The following is a 26,440-nucleotide window of genomic DNA, read 5'->3' as shown; positions in this document are numbered from 1 at the left end:
CACATTGAATGATAAGTTAACGCATCTTTAATAATAGCTAGAAAATTTTGCTTAATGGGCTTACAACACAGTTTGCTCCTTGTTGTAAAACATGCGTGTAAATCTGTGTGGTTTTGACATCGGAATGGCCCAATTGTGCTTGAACGGTGCGAATATCGGCGCCACTTTGCAATAGGTGCGTTGCAAATGAATGGCGCAAGGTATGAGGCGTAATAACCTTTGTAATATTGGTTTGCTTTAATGCTTTTTTAATCGCTTTTCTAACACATGTAGGGTGGAAATGGTGGCGACGTATCTCGCCAGTTTCTGGGTCATCACTTAATTTGTAGGAAGGAAATAAGTATTGCCACGCTAGTGATTTATTAGCTGAGGGATATTTACGAGTTAAAGCGTTAGGCATCCACACACCTGCGTATCGCTCGTTTTGTAAATCTAATCTTAAATATTCTTCAACTTGCAAAATTTGATTTCTAAGTAGTGGGATCAACTCCGTTGCAAGAGTAACTATACGATGCTTGTTGCCTTTTCCGTTCCAAATTTGAATGCATTTGTAATCAAAATCAATGTCCTTTACTCGCAATTGCACCGCTTTCATCAGGCGTCATCACTACAGGCAGCTTGGGTTGTCGATTACTTCGTGCAAAATTCAAGTTTAAAGAAAGCTCATTTTTGACAATATGTTTATATAAAAAAGCGAGCGCATTTAAAGCTGCACTTTGTGTTCTAGGTGACATATTACGTTTTAATACAATATGGTCTAAAAACGCTTTGACTTCTGCATCTCCCATTGAGCTTGGGTGACGTTTGTTGTGAAAGTGAATAAATTTTGCGATTCAACCTAAATAAGCGTTAATTGTTCTTAATGAATACTGACGAGTGAGCATATAGTCTGCAATGTAGTTTAAATAAGGAGAGCGAGTTTTCATTTTCATTCCTTTGAAATGAAGCTGTATATATATACAGTTTTAGCTCAGTCGCTCGTATAGTCAAGAAAACGACCCAATCGCTCGTTTTTATCCTGAGGTAAAAGCGAGAACTCCTAAATTTTAATAACACTGGTAATTAGTTAACAAGTTTGTTAGAAATAATCTAATAAGAAAACGAGCTACGCTGTGGTAGAAAAACGCGCGATTAGCTCGCTATAAACATGTTGAACTAAGCCGCTACGCGGAGATCCTATTCTTATCATTTGAGCCACACTTACCTTGGGGTTATCCCATAACTTGGAGGTAAGTCATGAATACACTCATTGAACAAGTCAAAACTGAAATAGCCTATCGAGGTTATTCGCAAAGTACATGTAAAAACTACAGTGAACATTTACTAAAACTCAGTCATTACTTTAATAAACCGCTCGACTTAGTCACAGATGATGAGTTGAATATCTTTTTTAACGATCCTGCCATTCGCAAACTTTCTAGATCAAGCCAAAAAGTACAGATAAACAGCATTTGGTTCTTGTTTAAACATATTTTACACCGGCCATTGAACTTAGATATTGCACTGCCAAAAGCAAAGTCGCACGCACCCACCTATTTGTCGCGTGATGATATGCGAAGACTGATAGAAAGCTGTACGGATATGCGATTAAAAACGTTAATAGTAGTTTGCTATGGCTGTGGCTTACGCATTGGTGAGCTGCTACATATTAAAGTGCAAAACATTGATGGACAGCGAAAAACCATATTGATTGAACAAGGTAAAGGGGATAAATCACGTTATGTTGTAGTTTCAGATAGCGTACTAAATCAATTACGTTGTTACTGGAAAATGTATCACCCAACGGGTTGGATGTTTTACTCGCGATTGTTAATGGATAAACCGATGTCAGCATCGACCTTTAGGAAGCCATTGAGAAAACACGCACAAGCGTGTGGTTTAAAACACTGTAATCCACATGCACTACGCCATGCTTATGCAACACACCAACTTGAATCAGGTATGCCACTTCATCAACTGCAACATCAGCTTGGGCATAGTGATATTAAAACCACACAAAGTTACTTACATTGGTTACCAGAGTTAGGTCATGGCGGCATTGATCTGCTTGCAGGTTGGGCTAAACAATGAGCGCTTTGCATCTCGCTGATATTTTAAATTCAAATCTTGAGCATTATCGGCAGCATCATACGATGAGCTATCAACAACTGCGAGTCTGTCAGCACCGCAATCATGTAGAACAGGTCAGCTCGGTTATCAAGCATGGCAATGTGATAACTGTGGGGAGTCGCAAAAAATTGGGTGTAGTTGTCGAGACCGCCATTGCCCGCGTTGCCAAGGCATGGCCACGGCTAAATGGGTGCAAAAACAACAGGAAGATTTATTACCGTGTCGGTATTTTCATCTTGTTTTTACGCTCCCTCATGAGTTGAATATCATTGCTCACTATAACCCAAATGCGTTGTATCAGTGTTTATTTAAAGCGACATGGCAAACGCTAAGTAAATTTGCGAAACGGAAAAAGCATGGTCAGTTAGGCATGACAAGCGTACTGCATACGTGGGGGCAGAACTTAAGTCAGCATATCCACTTGCATTGTTTGATACCCGCAGGGGCGCTAAATAAAGCGCACTGGCATGAAATAGAAAAAGGCTATTTATACCCCGTAAAAGCGTTATCAACAGTCTTTAGGGGTAAAATGCTAGCGGAACTCAATGAATGCGATAGTTCATTCGCGAAGATAAACACCCCAACAAAGTGGTGTGTGTATAGCAAAGCCTGTTTAACGTACAGTGAAAAGCTCGTGAGCTACCTTGCGCGTTATACCCGAAAAGGCGTGATGTCAGAATCGCGGTTCGTGTCAGCGAATGAGCAGTCAGTGAGCTTTAAATATCGCGACTATGCAGATAACAACCGCGATAAAGTCATGACACTGAGTTGTGATGATTTTTTACGGCGCTACTTACAACATGTATTGCCGAAAGGGTTTATGCGTATTCGCCACTATGGCTTTCTAGCTAATGCGTGCCGCAAGCGAAAGTTAGGGTTAATAAAGGCTCAAGCATCAGCAACCCCATTCAAAGCGGTGAAGCCGAAGGTAGAGCAAGAACGACTAATACCGCATTGGCCTTGCCAGTCATGTAAAGTGGGTATCTTACGATTTATTGGCGTGATGAATTCAGACATGGCGACAAATAAAATAGCGCGAACGAGTTAGCAGCCTTGCTTGCTGCATCAAATCAATGAGTTAACCTGCTTAACTGTTCAGGCTAGTCGCGGCTGCGCGTAAGAAAAACATCCTTGCTTAACGGTTAAACATTCGGTTTAATAAATAGATAATAAACGCTGAGCAATGCAGGGAAAGCTTAAATTATAATAGGTAAGCTTATTAAACTAGCTGATTTAGCTAGAGCCTCTAAAAAGCAAATTCCCATAGCATAAATAGCACCAACTCTGACACACCGAGCAGGTAGCGCCTCAGTCCAACAAGCGATTATGCAACACAAACTGCGTGTCGCATAAATACTAAAATGTTAGTTGTCTAGGAAAGTTTTGAGAATACTTCTACTTTTATTGATCACGTTCGCTTCCGTTGCGTCACAAGAAAGCGAGGCTCCTGAAACGGTTTGGGTTGAGTCACCTAAGCATTTTAACTGTACTCCAAATGAAATCAGCCTTAGAGGTAGTGTTTCCATTTTTCTTGGCGAAAATTCATTTGAAGAATTAGCTATATTCCGCGAATCAGATAACACATGGTTATTTTTGGTCGTCGGTAACGCTCCGAAAAGAAATGAATAGTTTAATGTCACCGCCGGAGCTGAAATCAAAAAATGTAGTAAGCCTAAACCACGAAACCACAGGTTTCCGCTGGGAAGCTAATGGTTACAATGACAGAATATTTACTGCTCCAGGCAAATACACCGTATACAACAGTGATATTTTAGAGAGTGAAGTTGGCGGTTATAAATGCGACATTGTCGTCGTCGGCAACTAACAAGTTACTCAAAAGGACGCAAAACGCTTGGCTTGTGCTCCTTCGTCGCTAATTTTAGCCAAGCATTTTTGCGCCCATTAGTAAGGCGTTATGTAGCCAAGGATAGATCGGCGTTTGTATGACCTACGAAGAATTTTATTACAGTATTGATTGCAATTTTCCTTATCACAATGAAAGTGAATGGAAACGAATTATTCAGCAATCTATCGAGATTGGTGGTGACGCTCCCTTTATGGTGCTGCACGAAATATGTAGAGTGCCAGCATCAGAAAAAATCGAAGAAGCTAAGCACCTACAAATGTACTATTTCTGGAAAGAGTCCTTTTCTAGTCCTGTACAAAAAATCGTTGAACCTGCTGCACTCTCATATATTAATAAAGAGGAGCTAACTGACAACGAGGCACTGGAGATTATGGTCAAACTTTCAAAGTTTCCAAACTCGTACAATGCTCTTCAAGTAGTTTTATTTTCGTGCCCCGATGATGAAGAGTTGGTTGACGAAAAGTATGAAGAAATTGTTAGTATGTGGAAGTCGGCTACATAACAAGCCATTGCAGTGCGGGACTTTTAACAGTTGGCTTTCCTCACTGCGTTCGTTATTTTAGCCAACTATTAAAAGCCCCTGAATGGGGCGTTAGGTGTTGCGTATGGATACGTCAGTAAGTTTTAAGTCCAATATGTTCAAACCCTTTTTACCAGATGACTCTCAGGTTAACCCTGAGGTTTATGGGGCAGAACTGGCTTTTTGGATTAGTAAGAAATTAGCTCAAAAAGGTATCGTTACTTCTTACCCTGAGAATGAAGATTGGGGCTGGTATGTGGAACACTTTTTGGGTGACAACGAATATAGATTATGTTGTGGCAACGTAGATGGTTCGCAGACAGAGTGGCAATGCTTTCTTGAGCCATATGCCAAAGGTTTTTTCGGTAGAAATAAGGCACCTCTTGAATTAGCTAAGCCTTTAATAGATGCAGTTCGACAAATTTTAGAAGAAACCGATGACATCACTGATATTAAGTGGTCTAGCGTAGGTAACACCTAACAAGCCAATGCAGGCAGGGACTTTTAACCGTTGGCTCGGTTCCGCTTCGCTTCACATTTTAGCCAACATTTAAAAGCCCCTGATTGGGGCGTTAGCAATCTCAAGGAGCCAGAGTGATTATCAAGAATCGTGAAATAGTAGTTGAGCCGGGTAGCCCATTTTTAAATGATGAACTAAATAGGCTTGAAAGTGCTGAAGTTCTTACTCAATTCGTTCTTTCTACTAAAGACCCTATGGTTGTTTGTTTAGATGCACCTTGGGGACAAGGAAAAACTACTTTTCTAAGGATGTGGGAACAACATCTTAAAGATAATGAAGTACCAACTATATATTTTAATGCTTGGGAAAATGATTTTACAGATGATGCACTAGTTTCAATTATTGGTGAAATCAGCTCTGCAATTGATGAACTCTCTACACCTGAAGATATTTCTAAGACTAAAGAGTACCTAGATAAGGCAAAAGGGTTTGGAGTTACGTTGCTAAAAAGAACTGTTCCTGTTGCAGCAAAAATCGCAACAGCAGGTGCTTTAGAACTGGATAAAGTAACTGAACAAGCTCTTGCTGGTTTTGCCGAGTCTATCGCGAAAGAAGAACTAGAAAGTTATGAGAAATCAAAAAATACTTTATCTGCTTTTAGAGATTCACTACAAGAACTAGCCACAAGTATTTCATCTAAAGAAAACCCCAAACCTTTAGTGTTTATTATTGATGAACTTGATCGGTGTAGACCCAACTTCTCAATTGAAGTGCTTGAGAAAGCAAAGCACTTCTTCAATGTGAGTAATATAGTATTTGTATTAGGTGCAGATAAAACTCAACTTGGACATTCAATTAAGGCAGTGTACGGACAAGACCTCAATGTAAACGGCTATTTGAGGCGGTTCATAGATTTTGATTACCTTTTACCGCCTCCAGAAAAAGGGCTTTTTGTTAAAGCACTATTTAAGAGATTTGACTTCAATAGTTATTTTTCAACGAAAACTGGAAGAGACTCACAATATGAGGGGCGTCAATCCTTAGAAATGTTCTCTGAATTTTTTGAAATATATAATCTTACTTTAAGAGAACAAGAGCATTGTTGCTCTTTGTTAAGCTTAGCTATTAGGACAACCCCTAAAGATTATGCGCTTTATCCATTATTCCTCTGCTACCTAATCGTTTTAAAAGTCAAAGAGCCAGATCTATATAAGTCCTTTGTAAATGAAGAAATGACTCCAGCAGCTTTATTTGAACATCTTTCTTCTAAACGCGGCGCCGAAGAGTTAATCGCCAACAATTACGGGGCAGTTCTTGAAACATACATAATGACATGTAAGTCTCACCGTCATGGAACTAATGACGTTGTAGAAAAATATAACGAAGTTGTTAATTCAACTACTGCGAGCGATGAGCAAAAAGCCCGAGCAAAAAGAATCCTAGAGCTAATAAACAAGTTCGATTGGGATGGCGGTGTTGGTATTTTAGGTTACTTAGTAAATAAAATAGAGATAGCGTCTAGGTTCAGCTCATAGATTGCTAACAAGTCAATTATGGCATGGACGCAAAACGCATGGCTTGCGCTCCTTCGTCGCTAAGTTTAGCCATGCATTTTTGCTCCCCATATTGAGGCGTTATGTTTCTCTCAGCTAGCAGCATCAAGGATTAGAAATTTTTATATGAGTAATAAATTTACATATCAATCAGATGATTATGATCGACAGTCGCAAAGATTCGTAATCCCTTTATATATCAAGGATGAATTAGAAAATTACGAATATTCATCTACAGGGACACTCGTTAGGTATAAAGGACATCATTTTATAATTTTCGCTGCGCATGCATTGGGCGGTGGAGTTGAGTTTGAGAATGTCTACACTTTTGGTAGTGATGGAGATTTCCATCAGATCATGAGTTTTGCAATTGGTCATCAAGTGTTCAAAGAAGAGGACATAGTTATTGTTGATTGCTTTAATCAAGCATTAGAAAACAAAAACTATTTTAACCTTGATATAAAAAGTATGAATGGTTTTGATAAAAAGCACTTTGCTTGGACTGGATTTCCTGCAAGTAAGTCTAAATCAAAGAAAGTACATAAAAGTAGTTCCAAAGAAACTTTGAAAAATAAATTTGTATATATTGATGAAAGTGGAAATTACTTTAAAAATGCTAAGTACTTCACGATACTTTCGAAAATAGTAACAAATAACAAAATTAAAATTTCTGGGGTTTATGATAGAAAGGGTGTGAATTTAAAATACCAAGGCGATGTGAGCATGGGGCCACACCCTCAAGGTATGAGTGGTGGCGCTATGTATTTATTTTTTTTCAAAAAATCAGATATTAAAATCAAGCATTGAAGACACCTTTCGGTTTGCAGGAATAGGTATCGAGTACAAAAAAGACAACTCGATTATCGGTGTTCCTAGGCTTAAAATAATTGAGTTAATAGAAAAGTTTGATAGCGAGAACCCTATTCAATTCAAGCTGGTTCAAAATAGCTAAGCCAAGGCAGTGGTAACCGAAACATAACAATCAATTCAAGCAGATTCGCAACGTTTGGCACTTTTGGTTTGAATCAGCTTTAGTGATTTCGGCAAAATGCTTTAGGCTGGTGGTAGCGTTGCTCACTACTTAATTGGGCGTTACTGATTAAATACTCTAACGTGTTTTTGTCCAAAAATGAGTTAAAGTAATAGACTTTAACTCATTAATGTAAGTATTTATGAATAACTGAGTGTCTTTCACTATTTAGGCAGGCGTTAAACTTTACGTTCTGTATAGCACTTTGATTACATGCCAACCAAAGCGAGTTTTCACTAAATGTGGTTCTAAGATTTCGCCACTGAAAGCTACTTTGTCAAACTGTGGCACCATTTGACCGCGTCTGAATTCACCCAAATCGCCGCCTTTTTTACCCGACGGACAGGTTGAATATTTTTTAGCTAAAGTCTGAAACTTAGCCCCTTTTTTAAGTTGCTTGATGATGTCTTCAGCTTGTTCTTTATGTTTAACAAGAATGTGCAGTGCGTGCGCTGTATTTGCCATGGAAAATCTCAAAAATAAAAACGCGTGTATTTTATCACGGCAATCAACACTGAGCCACTGCGGCTATTTATGTTTACTTGTTGCCTGCAAAAACCCTGTCACCAAACAAAATTGTGCAATGTAATACGTTATCATTATTGCGATACTTGCATGCACTATTTCTAAATAAAAGCGGTTAAGGCCAAGAATAGAGTCTGATATAACAAACACTGCCCCACCTAACACTAAAAAGCCGTTAGATTTATCTGTCATCCAAGTAAGACTTGCCATTATGGTGAGAACCAACATATAGAAAATCACCGGAATGAGCATGTCATTTAAGTTTGGATAGAATAAGCAAAAAACAATGATGGCCAAAAATAGATAAAGGAGTACAACTTCTAGTCGCCAATTTTTAATTGGCAACATGGTAATAATATAAAAAGCGTGACTTACAAAGAATGCTGCTAAACCGCTAATAAACAACTGCCCACTATCGATGGCAAGTAGCACATCACCTAGTGTGGAAAAAATAAGTGCAAACAATAAAGTAATAAAAGTGCGATTTTGTAACTGACTGCGTGCTTTTAATACCATCACAATCAATATACCGATTGGTAAGGTTTTAAAAAGCGCTAGTAAAGGCTGAGGCCATGCTGGTTGTAAGAGCAGTAAAGCAATGTAAACCGTGCTTAAAATTAGAAAGAGAATGTTCATATTCTTATTATTGTTATTTGTTCCCAAGAACGAGAATAGCAAGCTTTACTTTAAATGTTTATAAAAATGCTGCTTTTGTCTTTCGGTCAGTAACTTACATTGTGTTTGTTTACCAAAAAACCGATAACGATTACGGCCAAGCCAATCATACATACGATCGCGAATGCCTTTTGGCAGTAGCTTGAAAACGTTAGCCAAAGAGAATGGAAAACCTAATTGAGTTGCGATAAATAACACAGCGTCACTTTGTTTATATAACTGGTTATTATCAATCACTAACATTGAAGAGAGTGGATCGTCAACTTGATGCGCCTTTAGTAAACGTTCACCTTTATCGCTTTGCATTGGGCATAACTTAAAGGTTATTTGCTTATCAAAGCGAACAGTAAACTGAACACAAAAATGGCACAGATTGCACTGACCATCAAACAGTATGACTGGGCAGTGAGTTTGCAAAATTAACCGCTTACTTGCACAACTTGTTTACCGGTAAAGCCACCAGCAAGTTGTTTATTTAATGCCGCTGAAACAGCCTCGGCGATAAAGTCTACGGCATGAATTTGCGGCAATTTGATCTCGCCACGAGCTGCATTATCGAGTAATAAGTTACCCATAAAACTCAGCTTTTGTTGCGCACATAAGCTATTTGCAAGCCACGCTCCACCTAACGATACAATGCCAATATTTGGTGCGCGTCTAAACATCAGTTCTTGTTCAAACTTAGGTAATTCATTTAAACAGGCAATACGGCCACAAAAGCGCATTAACTCAACGTTACGAATGGTGGTATCGCCACCAATACAATCAAGCACTGCATCAAAGCCTTGCGGGCCTAATTCACGGCGAATTTTATCTTCAAGTTTTGGGTCTTTGTAATCAAACACCACATCAGCACCTAATTGCTTAAGTAACTTATGATTGTGTTTGCTGGCAGTTGTAAATACGGTTGCGCCACGTTGCTTAGCAAATTGAATAGCAAATTGGCCAACGCCACCTGCCCCTGCGTCAATAAACAGTGAATCCCCTTCGCTCAGCTGCAACTTATCAAGGGCAATTAATGCCGTCATACCTGAACAAGGTAAGGTTGCAGCGTCTGCAGGTGATACGTTATCTGGCACAACCGATACCGCATAATTAGGCACCGTGGTGTATTCAGATAACACACCTTGGTCGCCAAGGCTGGCGTGCCATACAACGCGAGCACCAACACCAGGGAATACACCTTTATTTGCCTGAACAACCACCCCAACAGCATCATGACCTAATACATGCGGGTAATGCCACTTACAAAAACCTTGTTTTGCAAAGTTGGCATCAACATGATTTAAGCCCACATATTCAACTTTAACCAAAAGCTCATTGCCTTCAGGGCTCGGTACTGGCACAGATAGCTCAGATAACGCTATAGCGTCATTCGGCTCAACCACTGCTAGCGCGCGCATTGTTGACGGAAGATCTGTAGTTTGTTGAATATGCGACATTTAATACTCTGGGTTAAAGGTTGTTTAGTTCAAAGCTCCAACGACCATTAAACGCTTGATAAGCACTTACTTTGGCCTGCAATGAAGCAATTGTTGAATCAACAGCGTTCTCTTGCGCTATTAAAACATCCTGTCTCGCATCTAACAACTCTAAGTAAGGAATTTGTCCTTCTTGATACATTGCTTGAGCTTGACCAAATGCTTTATTCGCATAATTAAAACGCTGATCAGCATAATTTAACTGTTGCTGCTGTTTGACTAGTCTTTGCAAAGTAAGTTCACTATCGCTAATGGCTTTTAATACTTTACTTTGATAGTCACTGTAAGCGGCTTCACTTAAAAACTGCTGTGCATCACGCTGAGCTAATAATGCAGGATAGCTGAGTAATGACCATTCAACTTTTGGCGTTACTTGCCATTGTTGCACGGTATCTTCTAAACCATTGCTGGTTAAACTCACCACACCTGCAAACCCTGCCAGACTAATATCTGGCAAAAGTGCTTTTGAGGCTGCAACACTCAATGAATAAGCCTGACTAAACTGATATAAAGCACTGGTGATATCTGGTCTGAGAGCCATTGCTTCGCTGGCTTTACTAAACGACACGCTAAACTCGTGGCTTAATAATTCAGGCTCTTCAATCAATGTTATGTCGCTTGCAAGTCGGCCGGTTAGCACCGCAAGGGTTGCGAGGTCACGATACTGCAAGTAACTAAGCTCAGGAATAAGCGCTTGTTGCTGCTTTAACTGCGCAAGGGTGCGGTTAAGATCAAGCTCATTTGCAACGCCCTCTTCTACTCGCGCATTGAGCACATCAATACTTTGCTCGAGTGCTTCGATTTGCATCTCAATGATAGCTTGCTTTTGCACATTACCTTGATAGCTTACATAGCCTTGCACCACGGCAGAAACCACTTCAACCTGTAATGCTCTTAGTTGCTCTGCTTGGTTTAGTGCACCCGCATTAGCAGCATCTACTAATGCGGTAATACGACCAAATAAATCAAGTTGCCAATTAACATTAACGCCTGCGTTTGATTGGCGGGTAATTGCGCCATCTAAGCTGCTGCGATCTGCGCCTACGCTTAGGCTGCCCTGCGGATAATAATCCGCACGAGCTGCACCTAAACGGGCAATGGCTGCATCAAGTTGAAGTTGGCTGGTTTTTAGGTCGTGATTCATTGCTAATGCATCAGTCACTAAATTGTTTAACTGCGGCGAATCTAAACGGCGCCACCAGTTATTTTCGCTCGCACCTTCGTTTTGTGCACCAATTTGTGTATCGCTAACAAATTGTGTCAAGCTCACTTGCTGCTCTTGCATATCGACGCTTTGTGCGCAGCCAGCCAGTGCACCGGCTAACAGCATCGCACTGACTAGTTTGCCTTGTTTAAAGATTGCATGAAGAGGCTTATGCATCGTGTTGCTCCTTCTGCGATTTTTTAGTAACTAACATATAAAACACCGGAGTAAACAGTAAGCCGAACACAGTTACACCAATCATGCCTGAGAACACTGCATTACCCATGGCATGACGCATCTCAGCACCAGCTCCTGTTGCTAAAACAAGGGGTACAACACCTGCCGTAAAGGCAATTGACGTCATTAAGATTGGGCGAAGTCGTAAGCGACACGCTTTGATGATAGCTTCAAGGTGAGACATCCCCCCTTTATGCTGATCTCGTGCAAACTCAACCATTAAGATGGCGTTCTTACTTGCTAGTGCAACGAGTACGATGAGTGCGATCTGCGTGAAGATGTTGTTGTCATCACCAACAAACCAAACACCCAACAAGGCCGAGAAAATCGTCATAGGCACAATCAAAATAATAGCCAGTGGTAATCTTAAGCTCTCGTATTGCGCAGCAAGTACCATAAATACAAGCAATACGACAAGTGGGAAAACATACACCATGGTATTACCCGCTAATATTTGCTGATAAGTTACTTCTGTCCACTCAAACTCAATACCATTTGGTAATGTCTCTGCAAGGATTGCTTCAATCGCATGTTGCGCTTGATCAGAGCTATACCCTGGTGCTGGGCTACCATTTAATTCAGCTGTAGGATAACCATTGTAATGCATTACACGATCTGGGCCTGTTGTTGGCGTGACCGTTAATACAGAGCCTAATGGCACCATCTCACCCATGCGGTTACGCACTTTAAGATTCAAAATTTGCTCAGGATCTTGGCGGTAATCAGCATCAGCTTGTGCATTAACCTGATAGGTACGACCAAACAAGTTAAAGTCATTTACATACATAGAACCTAAGTACACTTGTAAGGCATTGAATACTTCATCAAGTGGAATACCTTGGATAAGCGCTTGCTCACGGTCAATGTCGATATCCATTTGTGGCACTTGAATTCTAAAGCTTGAGTAAAGGCCCATTAATGCAGGGTCTTGCTGCGCTTTAGCAATGGTTGCTTGTAAGCTATTAAAGAGTGCTTCAAAGCCTTTATTAGCACGGTCTTCAATTTGTAGTTTAAAGCCACCCGTTGTACCTAAACCTTGAATTGGCGGTGGCGGGAATACCGCAACAAATGCTTCATCAATACTGGCAAACTTTTGATTTAACTGAGCCGCAATCGCCATTGCCGACATACTCGGATCTTGACGCTCTTCAAAAGGGGCAAGCGGAGTAAATACAATGCCGCTGTTAGGGCTATTTGTGAAACCATTCACCGATAAACCAGGAAACGATACTGTGTTTGCAACACCCGGTACTTGTAATGCAATTTTTTCCATTTCTTGCACAACTTCTTGGGTTCTGTCTAAGCTTGCCGCATCAGGCAACTGTGCTACAGCCACTAAATATTGCTTATCTTGCTGTGGAATAAAACCACCCGGTACTGCGTCAAACAATTTAACTGTGCCACCAACAAGTGCAACATAAGCAACTAAGACAATGACACTCATACGAATTAGTTTTTGTACCAGCTTTTCGTAGCCATTAGCGCCTTTATCAAACAAGCGGTTAAAAGGTTTAAACAGCCAATTACCGAATACACGGTTTAATAACTTAGTTAAACGGTCTGGTTTTGCATCATGACCTTTTAATAGTAACGCCGATAACGCAGGCGATAGTGTTAACGAGTTAAACGCAGAGATAACCGTTGAAATAGTAATAGTTAATGCAAATTGCTTATAAAATTGACCAGATAAACCCGTAATAAAAGCCGTAGGAATAAATACCGCACATAGGACAAGTGCAATGGCGATAATCGGCCCTGTTACTTCGGTCATCGCAACACGTGTTGCTTCAAGTGGTGATAAACCTTGCTCGATATTACGCTCAACGTTTTCAACCACAACGATGGCATCATCAACAACAATACCAATGGCAAGTACCAAGCCGAATAACGATAAGGTATTAATCGATACACCTAACCATTGCATAACCGCAAACGTACCAATCAGAGACACTGGTACTGCAATCAGTGGGATTACCGATGCACGCCATGTCTGTAAGAACACCACGACAACGATTACCACTAGCGCGATTGCTTCTAGTAGCGTTTTAATAACAGCATCGATTGAGCCGCGTACGAAAATAGTTGGGTCATAAACAATGTCGTATTCAACACCTGCCGGAAAGTCTTTTGATAATACTTTCATGGTTTCACGTACTTGATCAGAAAGCTCAATCGCATTTGACCCCGGACGTTGGAATACCGGCATTGCAAGGGCTGGTTGACCATCTAACATAGCTCTTAAAGCATAGGTGTCTTGACCTAATTCAAGGCGTGCAACATCACTTAGGCGTGTAAGCTGACCTTGCTCACCCACTTTGATGATCACATTTTCAAATTCTTCTTGAGAGCTTAAACGTCCTTTAACATTCATTAGAATTTGAAATTGATTACTTTTCGACGTAGGCTGCGCACCTAAACTACCCGCAGCAACCTGTTGGTTTTGCGCGCGTAATGCATTTACTACATCCATCGCTGTTAAGTCACGTGCAGAAAGTGCATCTGGGTTAAGCCAAACACGCATTGAGTACTGACCACCACCAAACATACGAACATCACCCACACCTGGAAGACGTGCAATTTGGTCTTTGATATACAAATCAGCATAGTTCGCTAAGTAAGTTGTATCATGCGTTTTTTCTGGTGAATATAAATGCACCACCATGGTTAAATCTGGTGATGATTTTTCAGCTACAACACCTAAACGCTGAACTTCTTGTGGTAAGCGTGGTAGCGCACTATTTACACGGTTTTGCACTTGAACTTGTGCACGGTCTAAATCAGTGCCTAATGCAAAGGTTACCGTCAACGTCATGCGGCCATCACTGGTTGCTTGCGAAAACATATACAACATGTTTTCAGTACCATTGATTTCTTGCTCAAGCGGCGTCGCCACTGTTTCAGCAATTACCGTTGGGTTTGCACCCGGGTAACTTGCCGTCACAACAACTGTCGGCGGCACTACCTCAGGGTACTCACTCACTGGCAATTGAAATAACGAGATTGCCCCTGCGATGAGAAAGATAAGCGACAGCATCGCTGCAAAGATGGGTCGCTGGATAAAAAAGTGTGAAAATTTCATTTTGCCCTACTGTTTTGCAACCAAATCTGAGTGATTATTTGAAAGAGTGAATGCAATTCCATCGCTATTAATAGTGACTGTGTTTGGTGAAATAGGCATACCAGGGCTTACACGCGCAGGGCCATTTACGGCTATCACATCGTTTTCGTTTAAGCCCGATGTAATCGCTCGTAGGCTGCCGTAACGCTCACCAACTGTCACTAATTTATATTCAAGAACATTGCCTTCACCCACAGTGAGTACAAAGCGATTCTTTAAATCAGTCCCAATTGCACGCTCAGGCACGATAACTTTTTCGCTTACTTTATCTGCGGCAAGCTTAATACGTGCGAATGAACCTGCACGCAGTTGTTGCTCATCGTTTTCGAACACCGCACGCACACGAAGAGTACCGGTAGTTTGATTGATTTGGTTATCAATGAAGTTGATTTTGCCATTGAAGTTAAAGCTGGTTTCACCCACTTTTTGCATCACAACAGCTTGTTCACTTTGCGCTGTTACATCAGCAAATGACTGATTCCAAGTACGCTCATCAATATCAAAATAAGCATACATTTGCTGGTTTGACACAATGCTTGTTAACACGCTTTGACCAGCAAGTACGTTGTTACCTTTGGTGATATTCGCACGCGATACAACGCCATCAATGGGTGAACGCACTTGGGTAAATGCTAAATCAAGCTCTGCCGCAGTAAGCTCAGCCTGTAGTGCTAGCAATTGTGCTTCGCGTTGTCTTAGTGTTGATTTACGAGATTCTGCTTGCTCCGTTGAAATTGCTTTACGCTCAGTTAAGCGCTCTGCACGTTTTGCTTCACTTTTAGCTTGCTCAAGTGCCGCCTTAGCACTTTCGATTTGCGCTTTTAAGCTATCGACTACGGCTGCAAAAGGACGTGCATCAAGGGTGAAAAGTAAATCACCTTCTTTAACGCTGTCACCTTCTTTAAAGTTAATTTTATCGATTACACCCGAAACACGTGGCATTAACGCAACTTCTTGTGGCGCTTCTAAACGCGTTGTATAGGTGTGCCAATTTTGTACTGGCTTTACAAGTACTTGTGCTACATCGATAGGTTGTAAATGCTGTTGCTGCGCTGCTTGGTTGGCTTCTGTGCCACACCCTGCAAGCGTTAAGCTCGCAATGGTCACAGCCACTGCAAGAATAGATTTGTTCATCACGACTCTCCTGTTAATAGATTGGAGACAATGTTACGGAACTAATTAGCGGATAAAAATGATAGATTTTTAAATTCTTTAATGCCAGAATGGCACCAATAAAGATTAAGGAACTGCTATGGATACCACCAGCCGCTTATTAATGTTGCTTGAAGTGATTGAACGAGGCTCATTTGCCAAGGCTGCAGAGTCTAGAAATATAGACCGTTCTGTCATTTCAAAACAAATTAGCCGTCTTGAAGATGAATTAGGGGTGCGTTTACTTAATCGAACTACGCGTTCCTTTTCGTTAACTGCTGCTGGCGCTGAAATGGTAAAAAAAGCAGCTGAACTCAGAGATTTGCTATCAGATACCGTAAGACTTGCAGAGAATTACCATCAAGAACCCCGTGGTACGTTAAAAATTACCTCATCAAGTATTATTGGCAAACGATATATTCAGCCAGTCATTAATGACTTTCAAAAACGCTTTCCTCAAGTAGAAGTAGAGCTTCGCTTAGACGACAGACTAATTGATTTAGTGTCAGAAGGTTATGATTTAGCTTTTCGCGTTGGCGAGCCAAAAGACTCATCATTTATTGCCCGAAAAATTGCCCGCAACCGCATGTTACTGCTGGCCTCACCTGAGTTTATCGAAACTTACGGTATGCCAAAGCATGTTGAAGATTTAAAAGAGTTGCCTGCCGCTAGTTATTCAAGCCCAAGTAAACGCATTAGTGGTATTCGCTATCGTAATGTCGATGGCGATATTATTGAGCAAAACATTAAAAGTGTCTTTCGTGCAAACGATGCTGAAGTACTTTTGATGAAAGCTATTTCAGGCAATGCTTATGTTCTTGCCCCGGCATTTATTCTTGATGATGAAGTAAAACGCGGTGATTTAGTGCCCATTTTAACCGATATGGAATTACTCGATTACAGCGCCGTGTACGCGGTTTACCCACACAGAGACTTACCAGTAAGAACACGTTTATTTTTTGATGCGATGCGCGAGTACATAGGCAAAGATATTCCAATATGGGAAGCGAACATTCCTGATTTTGACACTATGTACAAGGGTTAAGTCTATAAAGCGCTAGCTCGCTTTATTACACCGGGTTAATTGTTGGTTTAACTCATAAGCCGTTACGACTCTATTTCGGCCTTGCTGTTTAGCTTGATAAAGTGCATCGTCAGCTCGTTTTATAAAGCTTTTTAGGGTTTGGTTTGGTGTATAGCAAGCAACACCGATACTCACAGTGAGGTTGATCGCTTGCTCGTCAATATTGTGAATTGTCGATGCTAACTGCTCTCTTAATTCTTGTGCAAAATCTAATGCACCTTGAGGGTCGCTGTTTGGTAAAAAAATAGCAAACTCTTCACCACCAATACGAAACACATATCCTTTAGTAATCCTTTGTCTGAAAAACCTAGTCACCTCAATTAAAACGCGATCTCCCATTTCGTGGCCATAGTGATCATTAATTTTTTTAAAATAATCAAGGTCTAACATAAGGATAAACAAACCATGTTTATTTGTTTGTTCAATTTCAAAATAGTGTGTCATTGCTAAGCGATTACCAGCCCCCGTTAACGGGTCAAGTAAAGCTAAGTTTTCGAGCCGCTGTCCATACTCTGCACGACTGTTTTCAAAGGTATGAGACACCGCCCAAATACTGATGTAGGTAAAAGAAAAATTAAGTAAGAAATTAATAGTATTAAGGGGTTCTAAACTAGGTTTAGCTAATAGAATCGCGGCTTGAGTGACAGCGGCTATTAATGAAAGGTACAAACCAACTTGTTTACCTAACAGCAAGTAAAACAAAATAGGTAATGAACAGGTCCAAATAAACAACACGCTTTTTATGTTACTTAAATACGTGCCGAGCGTGATTAAAACCGTTAAAAAAATACATAATGTAACGGATTGCCAGCGATGACCATTGTGATTTCGTGTATAAAAGAAAATATAAAAACAGAACAGGGCGAAAATAACTTCAAGTGCCCCTAATAAAATCATGTTTGTAACAAGTAAATTAAAAACGGCAAAGATACTAGCAAGCACACCCAAGCAAAATCCCATCCATTTCAGAACGTTATTTCGTAAAGCCTGAGTACCTCTCAGTGCGCCGATATCCATTAGATTTCCTGCCGTAATTATAGTAAGCAGATTTTAACGTGATTCACCATAATTAGGAACATTTTATTACCAAACAGTGCATAACAATGCACTTTTTTACCTACAATTGTTAAACATTTTAGCTCCAAAGCAATAACGGAAATACACCCCAAAGTGCTAAAATGAGTGACCATTGCAAAGCTGCTACCATTGCTAAACTATTTAACAAATTCATTTTACTCAACTTTTCATGAGTAAATATACGCCATAACCCGTAAGTCATAGCAAACGGTAATATTGTCGTGGCTAATGCTAACAATGCACTGGCAAGTGTAAACTCACCAATATTTAAAAATGATTGAGTTAAAAATAAAGGCAGCGGTACAAAAAGAAATAACGTCGCCGTAAAAGGCAATAATAGAGGTGACGACAAGCATAATTGCCCCTTAACCAAGCAAATAGCGCCATATACTAATATCCATAGTATGGCGATTACGCCGATGGCGAGGCTGAGCCACATCGGCAGTAACTTCCAAAGACTGGTTTGTTCATATGTTCGAAAACCATCACTGATCATATGTTGACCATTTTCAGAAATATACAGAGTGTGTGAAGGAAATCGCTTTGTTTCTTCACGAAACAAATTACCGCCTGTAGCTAGCAAGGTTTTTTGCTGAGACTGAAATGGTGACAGTGTTAGCGTTTCGCCATTTGAGCTCACTGTTGCAAAATGAAGTAGGCGATCAAAATAGGCAAATCTTTTCATTCTGTTTGGGGAAAGCGTGTAAAACCCTTGCCAATCATCAAGCGCTACTTGCGCTTTTGATGGAGCTATTGCATTGGCCTTATTTACACCAAGGTTGCTAATCAGCATGCTATCAAATTGTTTGTAATTTGCAGTTTCTATATCGGCATTAAAAGCGATAAAAAATGCTTTTTGTTGCTCAGGAAAAAAGCAAAAGTTAGTGCGGTAACCTAAAGTAGAGCCACTGTGGCATTTGCCAACCACATTATGCCGGTCGCGTGTAGTTACGCCTAGCGCATAGCCGATATCAGTTAAATTATTTAAGGTAGCTTCTGTTTTAAAAGGCTTTCCCATGCTTGTTAATAATGTCGGTTCAATAAATATACGGTCATTAATCTTGCCATCGCCCATTAAAAACTGCGCAAACAAAGCCATATCATAAGCTGTCGTTGTGAACTGCCCTGCCGGTCTTAAAAACATTGGTAACGTGGCTTGGCTAACGCCATTTTCAAAATGGCCCATAGCAAGCGCAGGATCACTAAACTGTCCTACTTGAGAAACAAAATTAAATGTACTCATGTGCATACCCAGCGGTTCAAGCAAGTGTTTATCTAAGTAAGATTCATAGCGCTCTTTAACAACGGCTTCAATCACCATAGCTAAAATTGCATAACCAAGATTAGAATAGGATAAGCGGCTTCCGGGGCGATTTCTAATACGCAACTGACTTTCAGTAAAGGTTTCTTTTAGAGCCGTATCAGGCTTTGCTTGTGTCGTTAATAATTGCCAAAGCCGAATGTCTTCAAGCCCTGACGTATGATCAAGTAAATGTCTAACCCGAACTGGTGTGTTCAAGGCCCAAGGATTTTGCAAGCCAATATCTGGTAATATTTCAGTAACCGGGGTATCCAAGGAGAGTTTTTTATCTGTTACAAGATGCAACACCCCAGTAGCAATAAGTGTTTTAACGATAGAGCCTGTTTGCACCTTATTAGCTGTCGTCATAGGTTTTAAATTCGTAAAGTCTGCATAGCCTTTTGCACCTTGCGCAATTTTATTTGCACTCACTGTTGACCAAACAACGCCTATTAGAGATTCGTTATGCAAAGAGTGTTCAATTTGATTACTTAACTCTATTTCTGACCCAAACTTTTCGTCAGCCAAGGTTACATGAGATACAAAAAATAATGCCGTTACAGCAATAACTAAAAATTTTACAAGGTGTTTCATGTTTTATTAAACCATTCCTTAGGCAACAAGAAGTTGACCTGCGGCGTATTTACTAACCGCAAGCTAGAAAGTTATTTATTAAAAATACGACTATGAGCGAGGTGTGATTATTTAGTCATTCATTAAATCTGTAACATCATCGATTAGATCATCAAGCTCTTCACGAACATTTCGACGCTGTTTGTCTGTAAGAGTTGGTTTTAAGGCAAGCAGTAAGGTTACGTAGTCATCTAGATTTTTATCGTCAGCTTTGATTAATTCATCACTCATAAAAGCCAAACGATTATTAATGATCACCGCTAACTGTTGATCAAAATCCGCAGGCTTAGTTTTTTGCATAAACAAAGATTTTAAAGCATCTAAGCGCTTTTGTTTGTACTGCATCCAAAGTAAAAATGTACTAATGCGAGTGTTAGATGCCGATTCGATCAGTGCTTTTTGTTCAGCTGATAACTTTGAGCCAAACCACTCTTTATAATTCTCAAGATTTTCATCTAGACGTTCTTGTTTGTGCTGCTCAGCAGATTTTTCTTGATGCTCTAAATATTCTTCATTGATTTTATCTTGCAGTGCCGCTACAAATTCAACTCGTTGTTCATAACTCAATGCGTTAGCTAAATCGATCAATTCTGGTTCTAGCTTATCAACTAGTGTTTGCCAATGTTGCTTTGCTTGGCTGAAATGCTGTTTTAATTGAGCGTGATTAACGTCAGTTTCTAACATTAGTTTTAAACTTTCTAAGTCCTGTTTATAAAGAGGCAGTTGAGTCTCTCGATGCCAATCACGGCTGGTTTTAACTATATGTTCAAACTTTTCAGCTTGCTCATTGTTTAAGTCAACATAATCATCAATCCAGAATCCTGACAGCCAACCTAAATTGTTATAAGTGAAGCTAGGAGAACAACCAGCAACTCCTAAAAGTAAACTCAATGTGATTAAACACTTTGCTATTTTTTTCATCATGCTCAATTTATTAATCTAATTTTAATTAGTACCTTATTAAGTTAACACTGAGAATAAATAATCAGCAACACCCTCTAAATGAAATTAATTATCATTTAAGTGTTGACGCCCACGCTAATCTAAGTAATAATCGTTATCAACAAGTTCAGGTAGGCTATTAATCTCACAACAATATCAATGTCTATAAGGCTTTGATGGTGTTTTTCTGGATTTGTTCAAGATTTAACACTTGATTGTTTGCGGCTTCCTCGACCCAAGCAGCGACATAAAACGTTACACTTTACTTGCTACATTGCTCATATCGGTGACGGTAGATATGACACTAAAAAGCCCATCATGGGCTTTTTTTATTTCTTTAATTTTTCTGTAAAATCTGTATCTTGTGTCTACTTTTTTAATTATGTACTTGCTATTGCCTTCAAATTGGGCATTTAATACTGTTGGGTCTAAACTAAAAATAATGTTTTGCCCTTTTGCGAGTTTGGCAATGCATTTATCAATATCTAAGTTTGTAGCTGTTGATAACTAACACACATTTGGAGGCAGACAATGATCAAGCCTAACTTGAAATCACTATTGCTTACTAGCGCATTAATCCTCTCACCTTTTGTACATGCTAGCCTAGAAGATGCTCAATTGGCGGCTAATGAAGGTCGCTTTGAAGAAGCATTAAAAGAATACAACTATTTAGCAGATCGGGGCTTTGCACCGGCAATGTATGAACTTGCTAAAATGTACGAAGGTGGTTTTGGTGTACAGCGTAACTACCAAAAAGCAGCTGAGCTTTATCAACAAGCCGTAAAAAAAGTTCACGCTGATTCGATGTTTGCACTTGGAGTTCTTTACCAAGAAGGCAAAGGTGTAAAACTCGACAAAGAAAAAGCTATTTCGCTGTTTGAGATGGCAGCTAAGAAGAATCACCCCGCAGCTCAATATAACCTAGGTGTTATGTATGCAAATGGTGAAGGTGTATTACAAGATTACCGCACTGCACTTAGCTGGTATCAAAAGGCGGCAGCGAATAATTTTACACTTGCCCAGTTTAATATGGCTCTGATGTACTATGAAGGCCTTGGCGTTCCAAAAAACCTAGAGAAATCTTATATTTGGAATACCATTGCTGAATACAACGGCAACATGGATGCAAGCCATAGCCGCAAGCTTGATGAACGCAGTATGTTACCTGCAGAAATTGAAGCCGCAAAAGAAAAAGCTGATGCAATTTACGCAAAAATTCAGGCAGGTTTATATGCCCCTGATGGCCGCTTATAAGCGTAACTACTTGCTTAATTCAGTGATAACCAGTTAGCTAAAAATGAGCTTTAAATGTTTTGTACTTGCGCCTAAGGGCGCAAGTACATCCATTTTAATATCTTAATAAGCCACTTATTCTGCTTTAATAACAAGTGTGTGCGTGGGTTGAATTTACCCGAAACCAAAGTATTGCGCGCATGACTGAAAGTTTTAAACCCTTCAATACCGTGGTAATTACCCATTCCAGACTCACCTATTCCGCCAAACGGTAATTGATCAGCTGTCACCTGCATAAGTAAATCATTAATTGCTAAAGTTCCACTGCGAATAGATTGACTGACTCTTTTGATTTGTTCTTTATTATGGCCAAAAATATACAGGGCTAAAGGTTGAGAGCGGTGATTGATGTAATCTATGACTTGCTGCTCTGTTTCGTAGGTCATAATTGGTAACAGAGGGCCAAAAATTTCATCCTTCATAACTTGCATATCGTCATTCACTTGTGTGATTAAATGCAAGCCCATACGATGTTTTAAGTCATCATGTTGATCATCATCAAGTGGGCTAAACAGTTGCGCCCCCTTTTGCTCTGCATCGTGTAGGTATGACTTTAAACGTTGATACTGAGCATCTGATATTATTGAAGTTAAGTTTTTGCCCTCAACACCTTGCTTATAAACTTTTTTATACAGTTCACATAGCTGCAATACCAACTGGTGCTCAAGCTTTTTAGGTACAAATACATAGTCTGGGGCAACACATATTTGTCCTGCATTGTTCAGCTTTCCAAATAACAGTGTTTTTGCCGCCATCTTAATATTTACGTCATCGAGAATAACAACGGGTGATTTTCCGCCAAGCTCTAAAGTAACAGGTGTCAAATGCTTACTTGCTGCTTGCATGACTTTACGACCAACAGAAGTTGAACCTGTAAATAACAAATGAGCAAATGGGATATCACAAAAATTTGCGGCGACTTGGGCATCTCCCTCAACAACAACGCAGTGCAGTGCTAACTCATCAGTCATTATTGATTTGATTACCTGGTTAGTGTGGGGTGTAAACTCACTAACCTTTAACATTACCCGATTACCTGCTGCTAAGGCACTTATCACAGGTACTAAAGATAATTGAATAGGATAATTCCACGGTGCTATAACCCCTACGACACCTTTTGGCTGGTACTGAATATGTGCATTTGAAGGCCATAAGCTAATACCAACTGAACGCTTTTCGTTACGTGACCATTTAGGTAAACGTTTAATTATGTCGCTAATTGTTTTAACCGTTGGTAATAAATCACCAAGTACGGTATCAAAGGAAGTACGATAACCAAAATCTTTACTCGTTGCAGCGACCAATGCTTGTTCATTTTCAATAAGCCGAGTTTTAATCTGTTTCAACAGCTTAATACGACTGGCGATAGGTAAATAAGGCTGAGCTAAAAATGCCTCATCAAGTTGTTTAAATTGTATTTGCAAAGGTACATCTGTGTCAGTCAAAACGTCATCTCTTTCAAAGCGATTTTATCAACTATAACCAGCAATGCATGTATGGGCAACATTAGTCGTATCAAAAAAAACAGCGCTCACTAGGAGCGCTGTCGGTGGTTGGAAAATGGTTGAGAAAATAATCTAGTTATTAAAAACCAAATACTGCTCCTGCAATTGTCATTGTGACAAGAGTGATCATAACAATCGCAATAATATTCAGTGCAAAACCAGAACGAATCATATCGCGCATTTGAATTTGCCCAGAGCCAAAAACAATCGCATTAGGCGGTGTCGCAACTGGCATCATAAACGCACAACTACACGCAATCGCTGCCGGAATAACCCACACAAGCGGCGTACCAAATACAGATTCAGCTACCGGGCCTAATAGTGGTAAGAAACCTGCTGCTGTTGCTGTGTTACTAGTGATCTCAGTTAAGAAGGTAATTAAGGTAGCCACTGCTAGTACACTTAAAACCAATGGAATTGCACTTGCCCCTTCAATCATATGGGCAATGTATTCCGCAAGGCCTGATGATTTGATTTGTGCAGCCAGTGTTAAACCACCACCGAATAAAAGTAACACACCCCATGGCACTCTAGCTGCGCTTTCCCAGTCAAGAATACGCTCACCATCACCTTTGTTTGCTGGTAACACAAATAATAATAAGGCTGCTGCGATAGCAATACCGGTGTCAGAAATTTTTAAGCCAGAAAGATCAGCCAGTAACGGTCTGAAGATCCAACAAACAGCTGCCAAAACAAATACTATTGCTACACCTTTTTCTGCACGCTGCATAGCACCGAGCTCTTGTAACTGTGATAAAAATAGCGATTTAGTATCTTTACTCGCTGCTTTTGCACATTGTGTATCTACTTTATAAGCAAATTTAGTTAACCAAACCCAGCATAAAATAAGCATAACAGTCGCAAGTGGTACACCTACTTTCATCCATTCGGCAAAGCCAATATCAATCTTATAGCTATCTGATAAGTATGCTGCCATAAGTGCATTTGGTGGCGTACCAATTAGCGTTGCAATACCACCGATACTTGCGCCATAAGCGATTGATAATAACAATGCTTTACCAAATTGGTCATTGTCAGGGTTAGACTGTTTAACCAACATATTAATCGACATAGCAATAGGTAGCATCATTACAGCTGTTGCAGTATTTGACATCCACATTGATAAGAATGCTGTTACTAACATCATGGCTAAAATTTGCAGGCTAGGTTTAGTTCCGGCACGAAGCATAGTGTTAAGTGCAATACGCTTATGTAAACCCCAACGCTCCATTGCGATTGAGATCAAAAAGCCGCCTAAGAATAAAAAGATCAAAGGGTGTGCATACGGTGACGCGACCCCTTTGATTGCTGCAATATCAGCAAGAGGTGATATTACAAGTGGCAATAATGAAGTCGCAGGAATTGGCACAACTTCACTGACCCACCAAGAAGCCATCCAAAATGCTAGGCCTGCGGTACGAAGTGCAGCTACACTCATACCTGCTGGAGGCTCAATAATACAAGTTAATAACATCACTAATGGACCCAGAAGTAACATTACTGTGCTCATTAATGGGCGTGGCTGAGAGCCATCTTTTGTTTGATTTACTAATGACATACCGACTCCTTAGAACTTGTATTTAAGGCCAATTGCAACGCTGTTGTCTGATTCAAGCTCTAAATCTAAATCAGTATAGAATAAGTATGCTGTGGTTTGTTTATCAAAATTATAGTCAACACCTGCTGTCCATTGTTTACCTTCTTCAGCATGGCGAATTTTTGAGTCATCTTTAACGTATTGCAGTTTAGGTACCCATTTATCAATTGCATAGCTTGCACTGAGAGCATAGCCATTGCCTTCTTTCGTGCCATCTGTTGACTCGCTGCGCTGGAACAAACCCGCAAGCTGGAGGTTTTCAAGTTTCCATGCTGCAACCACACGGCTTGCCGTCAATTTGTTAAGTGCATCGACATGGCTAATAGCAACATAGTAGTCTTTTGATTTTAATGCACGGTCACCATAAATAACCGTTGCCGCAAAACCAGATTCATCATTGCTGCTGTCATCTTTTGGTGCATAAGTTAGCGCAAGTGATGCGCCACCATACGTTTTTGAGCTGTAAGTAATGGTATCGCCGATACGGTCTTGACCTGGGATCAGCTGAGCGATATCTGCTTGTGTTTCGTTAAAGCCGTCTAGTTTACCTTCAGAGTATTTAAAACGAGTGTCGTTACGACCCACAACGACTTCACCAAAATCTCCAGCAAGCCCTAAATAAGTATTACGCGCTGAAAATGGCTCGTTTGTGTCATCGTGCTCAAAGCCTTTTACTTGTACTTCATATTTAAATACCGCTTTAAGCGATTCTGTTAGTTTGTGGCTGCCTTTAATACCAATTCGCGAAAAAGGTGCCTCAATTTGTGTACCTTCGTCAGCATAGCGCATAACGCCGGTATCTGTGTTTGCTATTTGAACTTCTGCTTTACCGTATACAGCGTACTCTGCTGCCATTGCTGAGCCTGTTGTGCTCGCTAAAATTACAGCCGCTGCTACGCGTGTTTTTGTATGAGTGAATATTGTTGTCATTATGCGCCCCTTATTAGGTTCAAATTGTTGTTCCTAACAAGTAAGGCAAGTTGGTTGCCAACTTAGTTAATTTTATAAAAACCAATAAATAACAGCACGTTATATTTATTTGTCTATCTAAGACTGGCTTTTATGGGTGGATATCCAC

General features: G+C 40.1%; 21 protein-coding genes and 2 pseudogenes. 9 read left to right on the top strand and 14 right to left on the bottom strand.

Annotated elements, in window-relative coordinates; all coding sequences use genetic code 11:
• Positions 1 to 37: 37 nt before the first annotated feature.
• Positions 38 to 788, bottom strand: a pseudogene (locus L1267_RS01425) (integron integrase).
• Between the two features lie 448 nt (positions 789 to 1,236).
• Here L1267_RS01425 and L1267_RS01415 point away from each other — a divergent pair.
• The 7 genes and pseudogenes from L1267_RS01415 to L1267_RS01385 all read left to right on the top strand — a co-directional run bounded on the left by L1267_RS01415 (position 1,237) and on the right by L1267_RS01385 (position 7,316).
• The gene (locus L1267_RS01415; protein ID WP_235381891.1) at positions 1,237 to 2,070 is read left to right on the top strand and encodes a tyrosine-type recombinase/integrase; all 834 of its coding nucleotides are present in this window, start codon (positions 1,237 to 1,239) and stop codon (positions 2,068 to 2,070) included.
• A pseudogene (locus L1267_RS01410) lies at positions 2,067 to 3,157 on the top strand (IS91 family transposase). The gene L1267_RS01415 and the pseudogene L1267_RS01410 overlap by 4 nt, the downstream one beginning before the upstream one ends.
• Before the next feature lie 585 nt (positions 3,158 to 3,742).
• The gene (locus L1267_RS01405; protein ID WP_235381889.1) at positions 3,743 to 3,934 is read left to right on the top strand and encodes a hypothetical protein; all 192 of its coding nucleotides are present in this window, start codon (positions 3,743 to 3,745) and stop codon (positions 3,932 to 3,934) included.
• 118 nt (positions 3,935 to 4,052) lie between these two features.
• Positions 4,053 to 4,478, top strand: coding sequence for a hypothetical protein (locus L1267_RS01400; RefSeq protein ID WP_235381888.1), 426 nt, complete (start codon positions 4,053 to 4,055; stop codon positions 4,476 to 4,478).
• 103 nt (positions 4,479 to 4,581) lie between these two features.
• On the top strand, positions 4,582 to 4,977 hold the full coding sequence (locus L1267_RS01395) for a hypothetical protein (RefSeq protein WP_199526937.1): 396 nt from the start codon (positions 4,582 to 4,584) through the stop codon (positions 4,975 to 4,977).
• A gap of 113 nt (positions 4,978 to 5,090) precedes the next feature.
• Positions 5,091 to 6,491, top strand: coding sequence for a KAP family P-loop NTPase fold protein (locus L1267_RS01390; RefSeq protein ID WP_235381887.1), 1,401 nt, complete (start codon positions 5,091 to 5,093; stop codon positions 6,489 to 6,491).
• A 144-nt stretch (positions 6,492 to 6,635) separates the two neighbouring features.
• Complete coding sequence (locus L1267_RS01385; RefSeq protein ID WP_235381886.1) at positions 6,636 to 7,316, top strand: hypothetical protein; 681 nt, start codon at positions 6,636 to 6,638, stop codon at positions 7,314 to 7,316.
• A gap of 409 nt (positions 7,317 to 7,725) precedes the next feature.
• On the opposite strand, the gene ppiC is transcribed toward L1267_RS01385, so the two are convergent.
• The 7 genes from ppiC to L1267_RS01350 form a co-directional block, all read right to left on the bottom strand.
• Complete coding sequence (gene ppiC, locus L1267_RS01380; RefSeq protein ID WP_054552145.1) at positions 7,726 to 8,004, bottom strand: peptidylprolyl isomerase PpiC; 279 nt, start codon at positions 8,002 to 8,004, stop codon at positions 7,726 to 7,728.
• A gap of 63 nt (positions 8,005 to 8,067) precedes the next feature.
• Complete coding sequence (locus L1267_RS01375; protein ID WP_235381885.1) at positions 8,068 to 8,700, bottom strand: lysoplasmalogenase; 633 nt, start codon at positions 8,698 to 8,700, stop codon at positions 8,068 to 8,070.
• Between the two features lie 45 nt (positions 8,701 to 8,745).
• Positions 8,746 to 9,156, bottom strand: a complete 411-nt coding sequence (locus tag L1267_RS01370) for a thiol-disulfide oxidoreductase DCC family protein (protein ID WP_235381884.1) — start codon at positions 9,154 to 9,156, stop codon at positions 8,746 to 8,748.
• Between the two features lie 2 nt (positions 9,157 to 9,158).
• Positions 9,159 to 10,181, bottom strand: a complete 1,023-nt coding sequence (locus L1267_RS01365; RefSeq protein WP_235381883.1) for a zinc-binding dehydrogenase — start codon at positions 10,179 to 10,181, stop codon at positions 9,159 to 9,161.
• 13 nt (positions 10,182 to 10,194) lie between these two features.
• A complete protein-coding gene (locus L1267_RS01360; protein ID WP_135926534.1) occupies positions 10,195 to 11,601 on the bottom strand; it encodes a TolC family protein in 1,407 nt (468 codons plus the stop codon).
• Positions 11,594 to 14,740: an efflux RND transporter permease subunit gene (locus L1267_RS01355; RefSeq protein WP_135926533.1), complete on the bottom strand. Its 3,147-nt coding sequence runs from the start codon at positions 14,738 to 14,740 to the stop codon at positions 11,594 to 11,596. Before L1267_RS01355 ends, L1267_RS01360 begins: the two co-directional genes overlap by 8 nt.
• A 6-nt stretch (positions 14,741 to 14,746) precedes the next feature.
• Positions 14,747 to 15,913 carry an efflux RND transporter periplasmic adaptor subunit gene (locus L1267_RS01350; RefSeq protein WP_235381881.1) on the bottom strand — a complete coding sequence of 389 codons (1,167 nt, stop codon included), beginning with the start codon at positions 15,911 to 15,913 and terminating at the stop codon, positions 14,747 to 14,749.
• A gap of 118 nt (positions 15,914 to 16,031) precedes the next feature.
• Here L1267_RS01350 and L1267_RS01345 point away from each other — a divergent pair, with 118 nt between their 5' ends.
• A complete protein-coding gene (locus L1267_RS01345) occupies positions 16,032 to 16,976 on the top strand; it encodes a LysR family transcriptional regulator (RefSeq protein ID WP_135926531.1) in 945 nt (314 codons plus the stop codon).
• 12 nt (positions 16,977 to 16,988) lie between these two features.
• On the opposite strand, the gene L1267_RS01340 is transcribed toward L1267_RS01345, so the two are convergent.
• From L1267_RS01340 to L1267_RS01330, 3 genes are all read right to left on the bottom strand, one after another.
• Positions 16,989 to 18,032, bottom strand: a complete 1,044-nt coding sequence (locus L1267_RS01340) for a GGDEF domain-containing protein (RefSeq protein ID WP_235381879.1) — start codon at positions 18,030 to 18,032, stop codon at positions 16,989 to 16,991.
• Between the two features lie 118 nt (positions 18,033 to 18,150).
• Entirely contained in the window at positions 18,151 to 19,986 is a 1,836-nt protein-coding gene (locus L1267_RS01335) for a serine hydrolase domain-containing protein (protein ID WP_235381876.1), read from the bottom strand.
• Positions 19,987 to 20,097: 111 nt separating this feature from the next.
• Entirely contained in the window at positions 20,098 to 20,949 is an 852-nt protein-coding gene (locus L1267_RS01330; RefSeq protein ID WP_235381874.1) for a DUF6279 family lipoprotein, read from the bottom strand.
• Positions 20,950 to 21,498: 549 nt separating this feature from the next.
• Between L1267_RS01330 and L1267_RS01325 the strand changes: the two genes are divergently transcribed.
• Positions 21,499 to 22,221, top strand: coding sequence for a tetratricopeptide repeat protein (locus tag L1267_RS01325; protein ID WP_135926527.1), 723 nt, complete (start codon positions 21,499 to 21,501; stop codon positions 22,219 to 22,221).
• A gap of 71 nt (positions 22,222 to 22,292) precedes the next feature.
• Here the strand turns inward: L1267_RS01325 and L1267_RS01320 are convergent, their stop codons facing one another.
• The 3 genes from L1267_RS01320 to L1267_RS01310 form a co-directional block, all read right to left on the bottom strand.
• Complete coding sequence (locus L1267_RS01320; protein ID WP_235381872.1) at positions 22,293 to 23,705, bottom strand: coniferyl aldehyde dehydrogenase; 1,413 nt, start codon at positions 23,703 to 23,705, stop codon at positions 22,293 to 22,295.
• Positions 23,706 to 23,844: 139 nt separating this feature from the next.
• On the bottom strand, positions 23,845 to 25,275 hold the full coding sequence (locus L1267_RS01315) for an SLC13 family permease (protein ID WP_235382012.1): 1,431 nt from the start codon (positions 25,273 to 25,275) through the stop codon (positions 23,845 to 23,847).
• A 57-nt stretch (positions 25,276 to 25,332) separates the two neighbouring features.
• Entirely contained in the window at positions 25,333 to 26,292 is a 960-nt protein-coding gene (locus tag L1267_RS01310) for a porin (protein ID WP_235381871.1), read from the bottom strand.
• Positions 26,293 to 26,440 lie beyond the last annotated feature (148 nt).

Origin of the sequence: Pseudoalteromonas sp. OFAV1 (genome assembly GCF_021532595.1) — a bacterium.
GTDB lineage: Bacteria > Pseudomonadota > Gammaproteobacteria > Enterobacterales > Alteromonadaceae > Pseudoalteromonas > Pseudoalteromonas lipolytica_C.
The sequence above is the reverse complement of the archived record's forward strand: the minus strand, read 5'-3'. Positions and strand labels throughout refer to the sequence as shown.

Coding starts and splice junctions, on each gene's coding strand:
- L1267_RS01310 (WP_235381871.1), bottom strand. CDS start 26,292: ATGACAACAATATTCACTCATACAAAAACACGCGTAGCAGCGGCTGTA.
- L1267_RS01315 (WP_235382012.1), bottom strand. CDS start 25,275: ATGAGCACAGTAATGTTACTTCTGGGTCCATTAGTGATGTTATTAACT.
- L1267_RS01335 (WP_235381876.1), bottom strand. CDS start 19,986: ATGAAACACCTTGTAAAATTTTTAGTTATTGCTGTAACGGCATTATTT.
- L1267_RS01385 (WP_235381886.1), top strand. CDS start 6,636: ATGAGTAATAAATTTACATATCAATCAGATGATTATGATCGACAGTCG.
- L1267_RS01330 (WP_235381874.1), bottom strand. CDS start 20,949: ATGATGAAAAAAATAGCAAAGTGTTTAATCACATTGAGTTTACTTTTA.
- L1267_RS01395 (WP_199526937.1), top strand. CDS start 4,582: ATGGATACGTCAGTAAGTTTTAAGTCCAATATGTTCAAACCCTTTTTA.
- L1267_RS01355 (WP_135926533.1), bottom strand. CDS start 14,740: ATGAAATTTTCACACTTTTTTATCCAGCGACCCATCTTTGCAGCGATG.
- L1267_RS01405 (WP_235381889.1), top strand. CDS start 3,743: ATGTCACCGCCGGAGCTGAAATCAAAAAATGTAGTAAGCCTAAACCAC.
- L1267_RS01365 (WP_235381883.1), bottom strand. CDS start 10,181: ATGTCGCATATTCAACAAACTACAGATCTTCCGTCAACAATGCGCGCG.
- L1267_RS01400 (WP_235381888.1), top strand. CDS start 4,053: ATGACCTACGAAGAATTTTATTACAGTATTGATTGCAATTTTCCTTAT.
- L1267_RS01325 (WP_135926527.1), top strand. CDS start 21,499: ATGATCAAGCCTAACTTGAAATCACTATTGCTTACTAGCGCATTAATC.
- L1267_RS01415 (WP_235381891.1), top strand. CDS start 1,237: ATGAATACACTCATTGAACAAGTCAAAACTGAAATAGCCTATCGAGGT.
- L1267_RS01375 (WP_235381885.1), bottom strand. CDS start 8,700: ATGAACATTCTCTTTCTAATTTTAAGCACGGTTTACATTGCTTTACTG.
- L1267_RS01350 (WP_235381881.1), bottom strand. CDS start 15,913: ATGAACAAATCTATTCTTGCAGTGGCTGTGACCATTGCGAGCTTAACG.
- ppiC (WP_054552145.1), bottom strand. CDS start 8,004: ATGGCAAATACAGCGCACGCACTGCACATTCTTGTTAAACATAAAGAA.
- L1267_RS01340 (WP_235381879.1), bottom strand. CDS start 18,032: ATGGATATCGGCGCACTGAGAGGTACTCAGGCTTTACGAAATAACGTT.
- L1267_RS01360 (WP_135926534.1), bottom strand. CDS start 11,601: ATGCATAAGCCTCTTCATGCAATCTTTAAACAAGGCAAACTAGTCAGT.
- L1267_RS01345 (WP_135926531.1), top strand. CDS start 16,032: ATGGATACCACCAGCCGCTTATTAATGTTGCTTGAAGTGATTGAACGA.